The 14,865-nt window shown below is 46.3% G+C and carries 15 protein-coding genes; 4 read left to right on the plus strand and 11 right to left on the minus strand.

Annotated features, from left to right (window positions below):
• Positions 1–9 precede the first annotated feature (9 nt).
• The 3 genes from CAG60_RS04100 to rnt form a co-directional block, all read right to left on the minus strand.
• A complete protein-coding gene (locus CAG60_RS04100; RefSeq protein WP_161426671.1) occupies positions 10–1,338 on the minus strand; it encodes an IS4 family transposase in 1,329 nt (442 codons plus the stop codon).
• Between the two features lie 138 nt (positions 1,339–1,476).
• Positions 1,477–2,805: a Na+/H+ antiporter family protein gene (locus tag CAG60_RS04105; protein ID WP_161438357.1), complete on the minus strand. Its 1,329-nt coding sequence runs from the start codon at positions 2,803–2,805 to the stop codon at positions 1,477–1,479.
• 11 nt (positions 2,806–2,816) lie between these two features.
• Positions 2,817–3,473 (minus strand): ribonuclease T, encoded by a 657-nt coding sequence (gene rnt, locus CAG60_RS04110; RefSeq protein ID WP_158138120.1) that lies wholly within the window; start codon positions 3,471–3,473, stop codon positions 2,817–2,819.
• 205 nt (positions 3,474–3,678) lie between these two features.
• On the opposite strand from rnt, the gene motY reads away from it, so the two are divergent.
• A complete protein-coding gene (gene motY, locus CAG60_RS04115) occupies positions 3,679–4,563 on the plus strand; it encodes a flagellar protein MotY (protein WP_040904520.1) in 885 nt (294 codons plus the stop codon).
• A gap of 105 nt (positions 4,564–4,668) precedes the next feature.
• Here the strand turns inward: motY and gloA are convergent, their stop codons facing one another.
• The 8 genes from gloA to rsxA are packed head-to-tail and all read right to left on the minus strand — an operon-like array spanning position 4,669 to position 11,515.
• On the minus strand, positions 4,669–5,085 hold the full coding sequence (gene gloA, locus CAG60_RS04120; RefSeq protein WP_072668601.1) for a lactoylglutathione lyase: 417 nt from the start codon (positions 5,083–5,085) through the stop codon (positions 4,669–4,671).
• 8 nt (positions 5,086–5,093) lie between these two features.
• Entirely contained in the window at positions 5,094–5,735 is a 642-nt protein-coding gene (nth, locus tag CAG60_RS04125; protein ID WP_161438358.1) for an endonuclease III, read from the minus strand.
• Between the two features lie 23 nt (positions 5,736–5,758).
• Complete coding sequence (locus tag CAG60_RS04130; protein ID WP_161438359.1) at positions 5,759–6,451, minus strand: electron transport complex subunit E; 693 nt, start codon at positions 6,449–6,451, stop codon at positions 5,759–5,761.
• The gene (gene rsxG, locus CAG60_RS04135) at positions 6,452–7,081 is read right to left on the minus strand and encodes an electron transport complex subunit RsxG (RefSeq protein WP_158138124.1); all 630 of its coding nucleotides are present in this window, start codon (positions 7,079–7,081) and stop codon (positions 6,452–6,454) included.
• A gap of 8 nt (positions 7,082–7,089) precedes the next feature.
• Complete coding sequence (gene rsxD / locus CAG60_RS04140) at positions 7,090–8,136, minus strand: electron transport complex subunit RsxD (RefSeq protein ID WP_158138126.1); 1,047 nt, start codon at positions 8,134–8,136, stop codon at positions 7,090–7,092.
• Positions 8,136–10,340 (minus strand): electron transport complex subunit RsxC, encoded by a 2,205-nt coding sequence (gene rsxC / locus CAG60_RS04145; RefSeq protein WP_161438360.1) that lies wholly within the window; start codon positions 10,338–10,340, stop codon positions 8,136–8,138. The genes rsxD and rsxC overlap by 1 nt, the downstream gene beginning before the upstream one ends.
• Positions 10,341–10,348: 8 nt before the next feature.
• Positions 10,349–10,936 carry an electron transport complex subunit RsxB gene (rsxB, locus tag CAG60_RS04150; RefSeq protein WP_004395668.1) on the minus strand — a complete coding sequence of 196 codons (588 nt, stop codon included), beginning with the start codon at positions 10,934–10,936 and terminating at the stop codon, positions 10,349–10,351.
• Entirely contained in the window at positions 10,937–11,515 is a 579-nt protein-coding gene (gene rsxA / locus CAG60_RS04155) for an electron transport complex subunit RsxA (RefSeq protein WP_004395667.1), read from the minus strand.
• 300 nt (positions 11,516–11,815) lie between these two features.
• Here rsxA and CAG60_RS04160 point away from each other — a divergent pair, with 300 nt between their 5' ends.
• The 3 genes from CAG60_RS04160 (at position 11,816) to CAG60_RS04170 (ending at position 14,848) form a co-directional block, all read left to right on the plus strand.
• Positions 11,816–12,175: a hypothetical protein gene (locus tag CAG60_RS04160; protein ID WP_161425719.1), complete on the plus strand. Its 360-nt coding sequence runs from the start codon at positions 11,816–11,818 to the stop codon at positions 12,173–12,175.
• 61 nt (positions 12,176–12,236) lie between these two features.
• Positions 12,237–14,348, plus strand: a complete 2,112-nt coding sequence (locus tag CAG60_RS04165; RefSeq protein WP_161438361.1) for a protein-disulfide reductase DsbD family protein — start codon at positions 12,237–12,239, stop codon at positions 14,346–14,348.
• On the plus strand, positions 14,345–14,848 hold the full coding sequence (locus tag CAG60_RS04170; protein ID WP_158144097.1) for a protein disulfide oxidoreductase: 504 nt from the start codon (positions 14,345–14,347) through the stop codon (positions 14,846–14,848). Before CAG60_RS04165 ends, CAG60_RS04170 begins: the two co-directional genes overlap by 4 nt.
• The last annotated feature ends 17 nt before the right edge of the window (positions 14,849–14,865 follow it).

Consider the following 14,865-nt stretch of genomic DNA (forward strand, 5'->3'; position numbering starts at 1 on the left):
TAATGCCAGTCAGTTAAGCTGACTGGCTTTCTTTTTATTGGGGTATTTCTTTGCCTTTGGTTTTATTGCTCTCGGATATATCCGCTCTTCTCGTTTAATGGGCAAGACATGGTGTATCGCCTCTTCCTGCAAGTGAGTAATGCGCTTAGGGATTGTTCCCGCCGACTCCAACCAGAACCCCAAAATTACGTGAATAATAGAGTGAGCACACGTTGTGAAGCTCAGTTGGTTGGGGTAGATGCCAGGCACAGCTTTAGCCATGTTAACCATCTGATATCTAATAATGTTATAGCTAAGCAATAAGCCCCATAGTTCTTGTTTTACCATCTCTGGCTTCTTACTTCTCAGTGTGAACTCGTTGTTCAGAAGTGAAGACTTCATTTCCCGATATCCCACTTCGATTTCCCATCTATGACTGTAAAGCTCTGCTATTTCCGCTGGCGGATAACGACGATGATCAGTCATCGAGGTCAAGATACTCACTTCTTTCCCTTTGATAGTTTTCTTTATCAGGCGAACTTCGATGGTTTCAGGTAGTGACGGGGACTTCTTTCTCGCTTGAGGTGTTGTCTTGATTTCGACAATCCGATCATTGCGACCCAGCTTTCTGACTTCGGTAAATTGAGTATTCTTGCGCATTGGCATTAGCCAATGCCTTTCAGTACCTGTATTTGCCCAGCGATGAAGAAGACTAAGAGAGTAAAACCCTCTGTCGAACATTGTGAGACTGTAGTCTGGTGTTGTTTCAATCAACTGTTCCGCCAATATCATCTCATTGGTTTTGTAACTCGCGAAAGCACTGGCGACCAGCATGTGACTGGTCAACTCCATCTGGCAAACCATACGCACCTGAGGAAAGCTACCTTCACCATTCTGATTTGATGCAGATTGAAACGCATCACGGTTTTCCTTGGTGTCTGGCGTTCGCCATACCACACCATCGACAGCGAGGAGTTTTAATCCACACCAAGTCGGATGGTCAGCTGTTTTATTCCATAAGCTCTGGCTTTGATGGAATACTTCTTTCATTGCATCAGCCCCGAGCCGTTGTCTCGCTTGAACGATAGCGCTAGGGGCAACCAGACTTCGTTTCCCGGGCAACATTAATTGTGCTTTGGAGACAATTGACCACAAAGGCTCTTGTCGGTAAAGCGACATAGCAACGACCGCCCAAACGGCCATGTCGAGAGGGATACGACGTTTACGAATAGTGGCCACACCGGAAGCTTCTAAGCATTGGTTGATGAAATCAGGACAAAGAATGTCACTGAGTTTTCCAAGTTGTTCAGTATTGGGGGCGTAACGCTTGGCGAGTGTTAGGGCTGTAGTTAATTGCAAAATAAAAGGCTCAAAGTTTTAGGAACTTAGAGCCTTTATAAGCCATCTGTAGGATCGTTCAACCGATCATTTATCTCTTAACTGATCGGCATTAGCCTAAATTGAGCGCTCTTTTTTATGGTCAAACCTGATATTGCTCTAGAGCACCATCGCCGCTAACCAACCGAAGGCAATGAGGGGCAGGTTATAGTGAATAAAGGTCGGTACGACCGTTTCCCAAATATGCTCGTGTTGGCCATCGGCATTCAAACCAGAGGTTGGACCTAAAGTTGAATCAGAGGCTGGAGAGCCGGCATCACCTAGCGCAGCAGCGGTACCAACTAAAGCGATAGTCGCCATGGGGGAAAAACCAAAAGCCAAGCAGAGTGGTACATAAATCGTCGCAATAATCGGAATAGTAGAGAAAGACGATCCTATCCCCATGGTGACAAGGAGACCGACGACCAACATCAATAGAGCTGCGAGTGGTTTATTATCGCCAATGCTGGTTGAAAGAGCGCTAACCAGTGACTCAACACCACCAGTGGCTTTCATCACGGCAGCAAAGCCTGCAGCAGAGATCATGATAAAACCAATCATCGCCATCATGTGCACTCCTTTGGTAAACACATCATGGGTTTCTTTCCAAGCAATCACCCCGCCAAAGGTAAAAATCATAAAGCCAGCTAAAGCACCGATGATCATTGACCCAGTAGCGAGTTGCACCGCCAATGCCGCCACAATACCCAGTGTTGCGGTAAGTAAGTGCTTACGATTGATATGACTGTTTTCTTGGTGCTGAATGGTGGTCAGTTCGGTTGCTTGGTATTCACGTGGTTTACGGTAAGTAAAAAAGACCGCAATCAACAAACCGACCAGCATACCAAGGCCGGGGAGTAGCATTGCCATGGGTACTTGACTGGCGGTAACGTTTTGTAGGCCATTATCATGCAGGTTTTTGAGTAAGATATTATTGAGGAAAATCCCCCCAAAACCGACCGGCAGGATCATGTATGGGGTAATTAAACCAAAAGTCAGCACACAGGCTATCATTCGGCGGTCGATCTTGAGACGAGCAAATACCGCCAATAAGGGCGGGATCAGGATCGGAATAAAAGCGATATGCACCGGGATCACGTTTTGCGACGACATCGCCATCAGCAGTAAAGCCACGAGCACGGCATACTTTAATCCCGTTGTCGCTGCATGAGTTTGTTTACCATGGAGACGTTTAATCACGCTTTGAGCAAGGACATCAGTAATACCGGAGCGAGAAATTGCCACCGCGAAAGTGCCTAACATGGCATAGCTCAGAGCAATCGTCGCGCCGCCACCTAAACCACTTTCAAACGCAGCGACAGACTCATTTAAACTCATACCAGCAACAAGGCCACCGACCATCGCACTGAACGTGAGGGCGACGACCACATTAATGCGCATCAATGCTAAAATCAGCATGACGCACACAGATATAACAACAGGGTTCATAAATATCTCAATTAGTCAGTTGTGTTTGTTTGGGGAGCTAACGGCCAGCCACCCAGTGCTTTCCATTTATTAATAATTCCGCAAAATAGTGCTGCGGTTTGTTGAGTATCGTAAAGTGCGGAATGCGCTTCACGATTATCAAATTCCATCCCTGCGGCTTTGCAAGCCTTAGCTAACACCGTTTGTCCATAAGCTAACCCACTGAGTGCGGCAGTATCGAAAGTCGCGAAGGGGTGAAAAGGGACTCGTTTTAATTTACAACGTTCATTGGCTGCCATGACAAAACCGTGATCAAATGATGCGTTATGGGCAACGATGATCGCTCGGCTACAGTCTGCCGCCTTTTGTTCTTTACGCACCTGTTTATAAATTTCTTTTAGCGCATATTCTTCGGTGACTGCGCCTCGCAATGCACTGAAGGGATCATGAATTCCATTAAATTCTAAAGCGGCTTTTTCAATATTTGCCCCTTCAAATGGCTCAATATGAAAATGAAGGGTTGAAGCAGGATGCAAATCTCCTTGTTCATCCATGCATAAGGTAATGGCGCAGATCTCAAGTAAGGCATCCGTTTGTGGATTAAATCCAGCGGTTTCAACATCAATAACTACTGGGAAATAGCCTCTAAAGCGTTTATTTAACGCAAATGCTTCATTAATAACAGTCATGTGAGCCTAAATTAAGTGACAAGAACAACATTATTACAGATTATCTGCTTGAGAAAAACCAAATCCCAGCAATAAAATCATCAAAAGCTTGTTGTTGTGGCGAGTTTTTTGCATGTTTTACGGACCCTTCACGCAGATTGCGTTATTTGCCTTCGTTGCGGCAAGTTATCGCCTTAGTGCTTATTATTGTGGTAAGAGACAGATTATGAATAAATGGCTAATGACAGGTCTTTATGTAGCAGGTTGTCTTGGCACTGTGAATGCATTCGCTTCTGGTAAGCAATACGTTGCCTCGCCACAGCAGTCTACTTGGCAAATGGTGGTCAATACACCATTAGAGTGCCAGTTAGTGCATCCCATTCCTAATTATGGCGATGCTGTTTTTACTTCTCATGCCAGCAAACAGATTAATCTTGATTTTGAACTAAAAATGCGCAGACCGATGGGTGAGACTCGTAACGTAAGTTTAGTCTCTATGCCACCGAGGTGGCGTCCGGGCGAGCGTGCTGATCGCATCTCTAATATCCAGTTTTTTAAACAATTTGATGGTTATATTGGTGGTCAAACGGCTTGGGCACTCTTGAGTGAATTAGAACAAGGCCGTTATCCGACCTTTAGTTATCAAGATTGGCAAAGCCGTGACCAGCGTATTGAAGTGATGCTCTCATCGGTACTGTTTCAGCCTCAGTACAACGTGTTTAGTGATTGTGTTGCTAATCTCTTACCATACAGCTTTGAAGATATTGCGTTCACTATTTTGCATTATGATCGAGGAAATAGCGTCGAGCTTAATAAAGCATCGCAGAAGCGATTAGCACAAATTGCTGATTACATTCGATATAATCAAGATATTGATTTGGTGTTGGTCGCGACTTATACCGATACCAGTGAAGGTCGCAATGAAAGTCAAAGTTTATCAGAGCGTCGAGCAGAATCGTTACAGCGTTATTTCCGTACTTTAGGACTGCCAGAGGATCGTATTCAAGTCCAAGGTTATGGGCAACGTCGTCCTATCGCTGATAATGCATCGCCGATTGGACGGGATAAAAACCGTCGAGTGGTGATTTCGTTAGGGCGAACTCAGGTTTGATGGAGCACTGATAAAAACGCACTGGCTGTCGTATCTCATCTCCTCAGAGACAACAAAACCGCTCACTAGAGCGGTTTTGTATATCGGCATTAAACGTTAAGCTGATTAGCCTTCAAGCCCAGCACTGGCTTGTTTGTTTTGAATCAGTTCAACCATATAACCATCGGGATCTTTAATAAACGCGATATGTGTACTGCCACCTTTAACAGGACCGGGTTCACGAGTCACATTACCGCCTGCTGCTTTGATGGTGTCACAGGTGGTGTAGATATCATCGACACCAATCGCAATGTGTCCATAAGCGTTGCCCATCTCGTAGTCAGCGACTCCCCAGTTATAGGTGAGCTCGATGACGGCACCTTCAGATTCATCGCCATAACCTAAAAAGGCAAGGGTATATTTGTACTCGGTGTTTTCATTTTTACGCAGTAGTTTCATACCCATGACTTGGGTATAAAATTCGATTGAACGATCTAAATCTCCAACACGTAGCATAGTGTGAAGAATACGACTATTTGACATAATGACTCCTAGCTTTCTGGGTAGACTTTCTCTTTGTATTCACACAAGTCTTCAATAATGCAACTCCGGCAACGGGGTTTGCGTGCGATACAAGTATAACGACCATGAAGGATTAACCAATGGTGAACATCGACTTTGAATGCTTTGGGGACGACTTTAAGCAGTTTTTGCTCGACTTCATCGACATTCTTACCGATAGCAAACTTAGTCCGATTTGAGACGCGGAAAATATGCGTGTCAACGGCAATCGTTGGCCAACCAAAGGCGGTATTAAGAACCACGTTGGCGGTCTTTCGACCCACGCCGGGCAGTGATTCTAAAGCGGCTCGATCTTCTGGAATTTCGCCGCCGTACTGATCAAGCAGTATTCGGCAGGTCTTAATCACATTCTCGGCTTTAGAATTGAATAGTCCAATGGTTTTTATGTATTGCTTCACGCCATCGACACCTAAATCCCATATGGCTTGTGGGGTGTTGGCGACGGCGTAGAGTTTATCCGTGGCTTTATTGACACTCACATCGGTAGCTTGAGCCGATAGTAAAACGGCAATCAGCAGCTCAAATGGCGTATTCCAGTTGAGTTCAGTTTGTGGGTTAGGGTTGTTGGCTCTCAAGCGCTCAAGGATTGCTAACCGCTTTGCGTTATTCATAATCAAATACCCAGTCAATCGAGTTATACATTGGTGACGCGCGCGCGCTCAATGGCCTGCTTTTCAGGCTTAGGTTGACGCAGAGCAATCTGCTTATCAATCACGTTTTTGGCGGCAATCAGAAAACCGACACCAATGAAAGCGCCTGGTGGTAGTAGTGCGAGTAAGAAACTATTGTCTAAATGCAGAAGATCGATACGCAGTATTGATGCCCAATCACCCAGTAGCAAATCAGCACCGTCGAATAAAGTACCATTACCCAGAATTTCTCGTAGAGCGCCTAAGACGACCAGAACGGCAGTCATGCCTAATCCCATCCAGAAGCCATCTTGAGCGGCAGGAAGCACTTGATTTTTTGAGGCGAATGCTTCGGCGCGACCAATAATGATGCAATTGGTGACAATCAAGGGAATAAAGATGCCTAAAGAGAGGTAAAGTCCGTAAGCATAGGCTTTCATTAGTAACTGCACGCAAGTCACTAAAGCGGCAATGATCATGACAAAAATCGGGATCCGTACTTCTTTGGGAACATAATCGCGCACTAAAGAGACGGTCACATTCGAACCGACCAATACCAATAAGGTCGCTAGACCTAAACCAAGCGCGTTAGTGACGGTGGACGAGACGGCTAATAGCGGACACAGACCTAGTAACTGCACTAAAGCTGGGTTGTTATCCCATAAGCCATTTTTGATCAGTGTTTTATGGTCACTCATCTATTGTCCTCCACAGTTCAAGGGTTGATTAACGATCTGTTCGCGATGTAAATTCACGTACTCGACCGTTTGTTTAACTGCTTTTACGACCGCTCTCGGCGTAATGGTCGCTCCGGTAAATTGATCAAATTGCCCACCATCTTTGCGTACTTGCCACTGTTTTTGATTGTCATCACTGACTTGACGGCCAGTAAAACTGAGTATCCAATCGCTGATCCGTAAATCAATTTTATCGCCAAGACCGGGGGTTTCTTGATGAGATAAAACACGTGTGCCGAGTATATTTCCTTGTTGATCAATACCAACAATGATTTTGATCGCTCCGCTATAGCCATCAGGTGCAATCGCCTCAATAGCCAATGCGGTGTGCTCTCCATTCAGAGTGGCCAGATAAACAGGCATGGCTTTTGAGCTACCGAGTAAGGGATCGCTTACTAGTGTGCATGCGGCTGACAGTTGATTATCATGCCATTCAGGTGGGATCACCTGATTTAACACTGATAATAATTGTGCAGTTTCTTGAGCTTTGATTTGGCTGGCGGTCAAATATTGGGTTAACGCGACGACACCAGTGGAAGCGCAAGCAAAGATAGCCAAAATTAACCCATTTTTACGGATGGCAGTAAACATAATGCTCCTTAATGCCCGTAAGTACGAGGTTTGGTGTAATAGTCGATTAAGGGGACACACATGTTGGCGAGTAATACCGCAAAGGCGACACCGTCAGGAAAGCCTCCCCAACTACGAATCATCACCACTAAACTCCCAATAAACAGGCCATAGATAATCCGGCCTTTATTGGTAGTTGAAGCGGTAACGGGATCGGTAGCAATAAAAAATGCCCCAAGCATCGTCGCCCCAGAAAGTAAATGAATAATCGGCGAAGCGGTCGTGCCCGGAGCCAGCAGCATCAACAGTAAACTAGAGACAATCACCCCAGAGAGAAAAGCGACCGGTATATGCCAATTAATCACCCGTAGCTTAATCAGTAATAAGCCGCCTGCTAGATAAGCGAGATTCACCCAATCCCAACCAATCCCCGCTAAACCACTGAATGGGGGTAAGGAAAGCGCTTGTGATAGTGTATTTCCAGCATGCAACGCCGTTTTTAAAGCATCCAATGGGGTCGCCATGGTCATGCCATCAATCCCTGTGCGGATCTGCTGTAGCGATAACCCATCTTGATTAAAGCCAGTAAAAATCAGTGATAAAGAATCAACAAACGACACGGATTCTGGGGCTAATTGATGTGGTGCCAACCAACTGGTCATTTGTACTGGAAATGAGATTAACAGGACAACATAAGCCACCATCGCTGGGTTAAATGGATTTTGACCGAGTCCGCCATACAAATGTTTACCGACCACAATGGCAAAAACTAAACCGATGATCACTATCCACCAAGGTGAGAGTGGGGGAATAGCAATAGCAAGCAACCAAGCGGTGACAAGGGCACTATAATCTCGTAAAGCTAAACGTGGTGAGCGTTTGCGCAGTAACATCACTATGGCTTCTAAACCTAAGGCAACGGTTATCGCCAGTATCAATTGGATTAATGTTCCCCAACCAAAAAAATAGCTTTGTGCAACCAATCCGGGCAGGGCACAAATCGCGACCCATTTCATCAACTCAGCGGTGCTGCGCTTGCTATGCGCGTGTGGCGAACTAGCAATAAAAAAGGCCACTATTTTTTCTCCTCAGCGTTATTGGCTTGGTGATTGGTTTGCAGGGCGGCTTTGCGTGCTTTAGCACGAGCAATAGCTGCGGCGACAGCGTCTTTTTTGTCATCATTGGGCGCAGAGGCTGTCGGTTTAGGTGCTGGGCTGGTTGCTGGAGACGAGTCATCAGTAGAAGCCTCTTGCTGGGCGGCTTTACGCGCTTTAGCACGAGCAATGGCTGCGGCGACGGCGTCTTTTTTATCATTGTTAGATGCTGCGACGGTAGGCTCCGGCGCTGGACTGGTTGCTGGAGACGAGTCATCAGTAGAAGCCTCTTGCTGGGCGGCTTTACGCGCTTTAGCACGAGCAATGGCTGCGGCAACGGCGTCTTTTTTGTCATCATTGGACGCAGAGGCTATCGATTTAGGCGCTGGGCTGGTTGCTGGAGACGAGTCATCAGTAGAAGCCTCTTGCTGGGCGGATTTACGCGCTTTAGCGCGAGCAATGGCTGCGGCGACAGCGTCTTTTTTATCATTGTTAGGCGCAGCAGCTGTAGGCTCAGGCACTGTACTCGTAGCTGAAGAGATTTCTTCGACTGGCGACTCTACGGATTGTCTCGCTTCAGCTTGTTTGGCTTTCGCGCGGGCAATGGCAGCAGCAACCGCTGGTTTCACTGCTTTCTCATTACTATCCTCTTGCTGCTTTTGCGCTTTGACTCTCGCAATAGCGGCGGCGATCGCATCATCACTGCCACTATTTTGCATCTCTTTGCGGCGATCTTCGGCAGCTTGTTTAAAGCGCTGTTCTCGTTCGGCTTTATCACGCTCCATGCGGGCTTTTTTCTCTTCAAAGCGCTGTTTCGCACGCTCAGCCGCTTCGGCTTCACGTTTGCGGGTGCGAATTTCCGCTTTCGCTTGACGATAATATTGCACCAAAGGAATTTCACTTGGGCAAACATAAGCGCAAGCGCCACACTCAATGCAATCTTTTAGATTCAGCTCTTCGCATTTATCATATTCTTCAGCTTTGGCGTGCCATTGTAACTGCTGCGGGAGTAGCGACGCGGGGCAGGCGTCGGCACATAAACCACAGCGAATACAGGCCATTTCTGCTTGCGGTGCACTAATTTCTTTGCTGGTCGGCGCTAAGATGCAGTTGCTGGTTTTGGTAATTGGTACCTGAGCATGAGGTAGGGTAAAGCCCATCATCGGCCCGCCCATGATCAAACGCGGTAATTTTTTGTCGGCTTGGTAAGCAAACTTCTCTAGCAGATGCGCAACTGGCGTGCCGAGCAGCGTCCATACATTGGTTGGTTGTTTAAAGGTATTACCGGTTAAGGTGACCACACGTTGAATCAGGGGTTCGCCATCGATGACTGCACGTTTAATCGCATGTATTGAGCCGATATTTTGCATCATCAAACCAATATCCGCCGGAATGCCATTATTAGGCACCTCAAGGTTGGTCAAAATTTTGATCAACTGTTTTTCACCGCCAGAAGGATATTTAGTCGGGATCACTCGGATCAGCAAATCTTTTTCTTTTGCCGCTTGCTCTAATGCTTGGATGGCTTCTGGTTTGTTATCTTCAATGCCGATAATCGTCAGCTTAGGGCGCAATATATGCTCGACAATACTGATCCCTTGGATGATCTCGTCGGCATGGAAGCGCATCAGTGCATCATCGGCTGTAATGTAAGGCTCACATTCAGCCGCGTTAATGATCAATATTTCGGTACGTGATAGCCCAGTTTGAATTTTTTTTGCGGTTGGGAATCCCGCACCGCCCATTCCTGAAATGCCGGCGTTGCGGATGATTTCAATCAGTTGTTCGGCTGAATACTGAGTAAAATCGGTGATTGATTGGCGCTCTATCCACGATTCTTGACCATCTGGACGCAGCACAATGCACATTTCTGGCAATCCAGAAGGATGAGCGGTTGTACGTGGTTCTATTGCGATGATTTCTCCAGACGTCGGCGCATGCACTGGCAGCATAAATGTTGTTGTATATTTGGTGAGCGCTTGACCTTTGAGCACCCGCTGCCCGATCTCAACCAGCAGATCGCCCGCTTTACCTATGTGCTGCTTTATTGGCAGAACAAGTTCATGAGCAATGGGAGCATGAGCGATAGCGGTTTGTGTTGATTGCTGTTTATTTTCAGGTGGGTGAATGCCACCGGGGAAATCCCAAAGACGACCAGCTTGGATTTGTTCAATTAATGACAACATACCTATCCTTAATGCGCACTTTTTTGCGAATTAGACGCAGGTTCAACGATATTCACGACTGGGATAGCATTCATTTGCCATTTCCACGTTTCGGGAGTGGTCTCTAATGGGATCATCTCGATACAGTCAGTTGGGCAAGGGGCAACACACAAATCACAACCAGTACACTCGTCTTTTATTACGGTATGTAAGGCTTTGGTGCCTCCGACGATAGCATCGACAGGGCAAGCTTGGATGCACTTGGTACAGCCAATACACATATCTTCGTGAATAAAAGCAACGGTTTTGACCTTATTATCCAAATCATGGGCGGATTCTTGAACTTCAACACCCATTAAATCAGCTAACTTTTCAATCGTCGCTTGGCCACCTGGTGGGCATTTATTAATCGTATCACCATTGGCGATCGCTTCAGCATAAGGTCGACAGCCCGGATAGCCACATTGACCACATTGCGTTTGCGGTAAAATGGCATCGATTTGATCAACAATCGGATCGCCTTCGACTTTGAAGCGAACAGAAGCAAACCCCAAAATAGCCCCAAACACGGCAGCCAGTGCCGCCAGCGCAAGAATGGCGATCAGTAACGTACTCATTTATTTCACCAAACCGGTAAAGCCCATAAAGGCCAAAGACATTAAACCTGCGGTGATCATGGCAATGGAAGCACCTTTAAACGGAGCGGGAACATCGGCGACTTGAATGCGCTCACGCATCGCCGCAAAAAGAATTAGCACCAGAGAAAAGCCAACCGCTGCCCCAAAACCATAAATAATCGATTGGATAAAGTTATGATTTTCATTGATATTGAGCAGCGCTACGCCAAGCACTGCGCAGTTGGTGGTAATTAAGGGTAAGAAAATACCTAATAAACGGTATAAAGTGGGGCTGGTTTTATGAACGACCATCTCCGTAAACTGCACCACCACTGCAATCACCAAAATAAAACTCATGGTGCGCAAATACTCAATACCAAGTGGCGCGAGAATGTAACTTTCAACAAGATAGGCACATACAGAGGCAAGGGTTAGGACGAACGTCGTCGCTAACCCCATACCAATCGCAGTTTCGAGTTTTTTCGACACACCCATAAAAGGGCATAAGCCTAAGAATTTTACCAGTACAAAGTTGTTAACCAGAACAGTGCCGATTAACAGCAAAAAATAGTCGGTCATAGTGATCGTTGTCTTAAATTCCGAGCTGGGCATTATCCTGCTTTGCGCAGTCAATAACAACCGAGTAAAACAAAGGTTTTAGTATGTTGACTACAAAGTATACGTAATAATTGCGGTTAGAGAGTAAATCCTTTGATTGGCAACCTGATGCGAAGAGGAATTTGAAACATTAAGCTAAGATTGTGCTGAACTTTATTGATTGTGCTCGGTCATATTCGCCATAGGTTGTATCCCCTTCCTACCTACAACTCCAAGTGGTTTGGGTAGAGTTTGTCGATTTACGTTACTCAGGATTGTTGATTGGATTATTTACGTCGCCCTCGTTACCGATTATTAGCCTTACTGTTGATCAGTTGGGTGATGGTGCTGTGTCTGGCGAAAAATAGCGGCGTGTTAAGTTTTTGCCCTGAGTCGTCCTCGGTGCTTGCTGAGCTGGTGTTGGCCGACAACGATACCTTGAGTGAGTCATGCCATTTAACAGAAAAACTGCTGAGTCATCATTTACAACAATTAGTGGAGCTATTTAGCCCATTATTGTGGTTAACGGTTGCGATCATCGTCAGTCAACGGCTGATGAGTCGTTTACCTTTTACCATTTTTCGCGAACCGAGAGTTCCCAAGCGGCGACCCCATCTTCAACTGTGTGTTTTCCATGAATAAAACCAGCATGTATTGGCATTAAAGCTACAAACCTGTTGGTGTTTATTAATAAGGAAAAACCATGTTCCCTGTATTTAGAATCTTCTTAACACGTTTAGTGCGTGTCTGTTTGTTATTAAGCTTATTTAGCTCGTTCTTGGCGCAGGCTGAAGTCGTTGCTACCGATTGGTTGACCGATGCTTATCATCCACCTGTTGCGGTACGTTTGGTGTTAACTGGCCAAAGCGATCCGCAAAGCGGAGAGGCTGCTGGTTATCTGGAGGTAAAGTTAGATAAGGGATGGAAAACCTATTGGCGATCTCCCGGAGAAGGCGGTGTTGCCCCAGAAATTGATTGGTCTGCATCTGAAAATGTGAGTGACTTTCAGTGGCATTGGCCGTTTCCTAGCCGTTTTTCGCTGCTCGGTATTGAAACGATCGGTTATCAAGGTGATACGCTCTTTCCGATCACGCTTAAAATACAAGACTGGCAACAGCCAGTCCTGTTTAAGGCGCGCTTACGGCTCTCATCCTGTTCGACCGTTTGTGTGATCACTGACTATCCCGTTGAGCTGAGCTTTATTCCTGATCAGTTGATGCCTAGTAGTAATGAAGTGGCGCAATATGCACAGGCGATGAGTCGGGTACCGCAAAAAACGCAGCAATTATTGACATTAGGCGCTGTCTGGGATGAGGCTCAGCAACGTTTACAAATTACCGCACACAACCCACAAGGTTGGCAGCAGCCGGATCTCTTACTTGATGGTCAAAGTGATAAAGTCGCAGAAAGTAGCTTTACTCAACCACGAATTCAGGTTGATGGGCAAAACTTGACGGCGACATTTACTGTTTCTAGTTGGCTCGGTAAAGCGGATTTGAGTGGTGAATCCGTACAAGTTACTTTTGCTGATCAGTCGCTATTGGTTGAACAAACCGTGGCGATTGAATCTGATCTGATTCAATCCACAACCTCAGGTTGGGGACTGGTGCTGATGTTTGCTAGTGCGTTACTGGGTGGTTTGATTTTAAATGTCATGCCGTGTGTGTTACCGGTATTAGGCATGAAGTTAACGTCAGTGTTGACCTTGGATAAACCACAGCGTCGTAGTGTCCGCTTGCAGTTTCTCACTTCGGCCGCAGGAATACTCAGTGCTTTTTGGTTGATAGCCATAGGATTATTGGCACTGAAATGGAGTGGTCAGGCAATCGGCTGGGGTATTCAATTTCAAAGTGCCAGCTTTATTGTTCTAATGCTGCTGATCACCACCTTGTTTGGCGCCAATATGCTCGGCTTATTCGAGTTACGTTTGCCAGTGAGTGCTTCGACATGGATGGCAACGCGCGGCTCCGATCAGCGTTATTTGGGTCATTATTTACAAGGTATGTTCGCAACTTTATTAGCAACGCCTTGTTCGGCGCCTTTTTTAGGCACGGCGGTCGCTTTCGCACTGGGCGCAGACACGCTCACCCTATGGTTTATTTTTACCGGCTTGGGTATAGGTATGGCGCTACCTTGGTTATTGGTGGCACTGTTTCCTCTGCTTGCACTCCGGCTGCCGAAACCGGGTGCGTGGATGAACCGTATAAAAATCCTTTTTGGGTTGATGTTATTGGCTACCTCATTGTGGTTATTAACCTTACTCGCTGCCCATTGGCCGCTGTGGGCAATACTGCTTTATCTGTTATCTACTCTAGCACTGTGTGTTTGGCAAGGATGGAGACACTACGGCGCTCAGCGTATCGTTCTCTTCGTGCTCATTACCGTATTGTCTTTTGGCGCGGGTCTATGGCTGGCCAAACTCAGTACCACTCATGGACTCACTCAGCTTAGTGACGATTTACCCTGGCAGCCACTCGTAGCAGAGCAAATTGCTCAGCATGTAGAGCAAGGTAAAGTGGTGTTGGTTGATGTTACAGCTGACTGGTGCATTACTTGTAAGGTCAATAAAATGAACGTGTTATTACAAAATCCGGTGCATAAAGCTCTACAGCAAGAAGAGGTGGTTCTGATACGCGGTGATTGGACGCTGCCCAGTGAGTCGGTTACTCGTTTTTTGCAAAGCCATGGCCGATTTGGCGTGCCGTTTAATATAGTGTATGGCCCTCAAGCTCCACAAGGCATTGCTCTGCCCGTGTTATTAACCGATCGTGCGGTGATGGATGCCTTGCGTCAGGCAAAAGGAGAAGCACGATGAAGAAAAAGCGCTTATTACATCTAGGACGTGAGTGGTTGATGGTTGGTTTGCTACTGATCGTCGTTTCTGTGGCTATCGATCAATGGCGTAGCCAACAGATGCCAGAGCGTAATCAATTCAGTTTACAGGCGGTGGATCTCCAAGGTCAGTCAATCGATATTCAAGCCATGAGTGCAGAGAAACCCATGGTGATCTATTTTTGGGCCAGTTGGTGCAATATATGTCGCTTTGTCACCCCAACAGTCAATTGGCTCAGTCAATACTACCCAACGTTAGGTATTGCGCTCTCTTCTGGTAGCGATGAGCAGATACGACGTTATTTGGCTTATCATGACATTGAATTTCCTCAGCTTAACGATCCTCGCAGTCAAATAGGACAGGATTGGCATATACGTTACACGCCAACAATCATGATAGTCCATCAAGGGCAAATTGAATTTATTACCAGCGGTTTAACAACCCCGTGGGGATTGTTGGCTCGTTTGTGGCTAGCAAGCTAGTCATTATTAAATAAAGG

The organism is Vibrio sp. V33_P6A3T137, assembly GCF_009904835.1.
Taxonomy (GTDB): domain Bacteria; phylum Pseudomonadota; class Gammaproteobacteria; order Enterobacterales; family Vibrionaceae; genus Vibrio; species Vibrio metschnikovii.

What these genes read in the sequence shown, in the direction of transcription:
- CAG60_RS04105 (WP_161438357.1), bottom strand. Translation starts at nt 2,805, where the DNA reads ATGAACCCTGTTGTTATATCTGTGTGCGTCATGCTGATTTTAGCATTG.
- rnt (WP_158138120.1), bottom strand. Translation starts at nt 3,473, where the DNA reads ATGACTGTTATTAATGAAGCATTTGCGTTAAATAAACGCTTTAGAGGC.
- motY (WP_040904520.1), top strand. Translation starts at nt 3,679, where the DNA reads ATGAATAAATGGCTAATGACAGGTCTTTATGTAGCAGGTTGTCTTGGC.
- gloA (WP_072668601.1), bottom strand. Translation starts at nt 5,085, where the DNA reads ATGTCAAATAGTCGTATTCTTCACACTATGCTACGTGTTGGAGATTTA.
- nth (WP_161438358.1), bottom strand. Translation starts at nt 5,735, where the DNA reads ATGAATAACGCAAAGCGGTTAGCAATCCTTGAGCGCTTGAGAGCCAAC.
- CAG60_RS04130 (WP_161438359.1), bottom strand. Translation starts at nt 6,451, where the DNA reads ATGAGTGACCATAAAACACTGATCAAAAATGGCTTATGGGATAACAAC.
- rsxG (WP_158138124.1), bottom strand. Translation starts at nt 7,081, where the DNA reads ATGTTTACTGCCATCCGTAAAAATGGGTTAATTTTGGCTATCTTTGCT.
- rsxC (WP_161438360.1), bottom strand. Translation starts at nt 10,340, where the DNA reads ATGTTGTCATTAATTGAACAAATCCAAGCTGGTCGTCTTTGGGATTTC.
- rsxB (WP_004395668.1), bottom strand. Translation starts at nt 10,936, where the DNA reads ATGAGTACGTTACTGATCGCCATTCTTGCGCTGGCGGCACTGGCTGCC.
- rsxA (WP_004395667.1), bottom strand. Translation starts at nt 11,515, where the DNA reads ATGACCGACTATTTTTTGCTGTTAATCGGCACTGTTCTGGTTAACAAC.
- CAG60_RS04165 (WP_161438361.1), top strand. Translation starts at nt 12,237, where the DNA reads ATGTTCCCTGTATTTAGAATCTTCTTAACACGTTTAGTGCGTGTCTGT.
- CAG60_RS04170 (WP_158144097.1), top strand. Translation starts at nt 14,345, where the DNA reads ATGAAGAAAAAGCGCTTATTACATCTAGGACGTGAGTGGTTGATGGTT.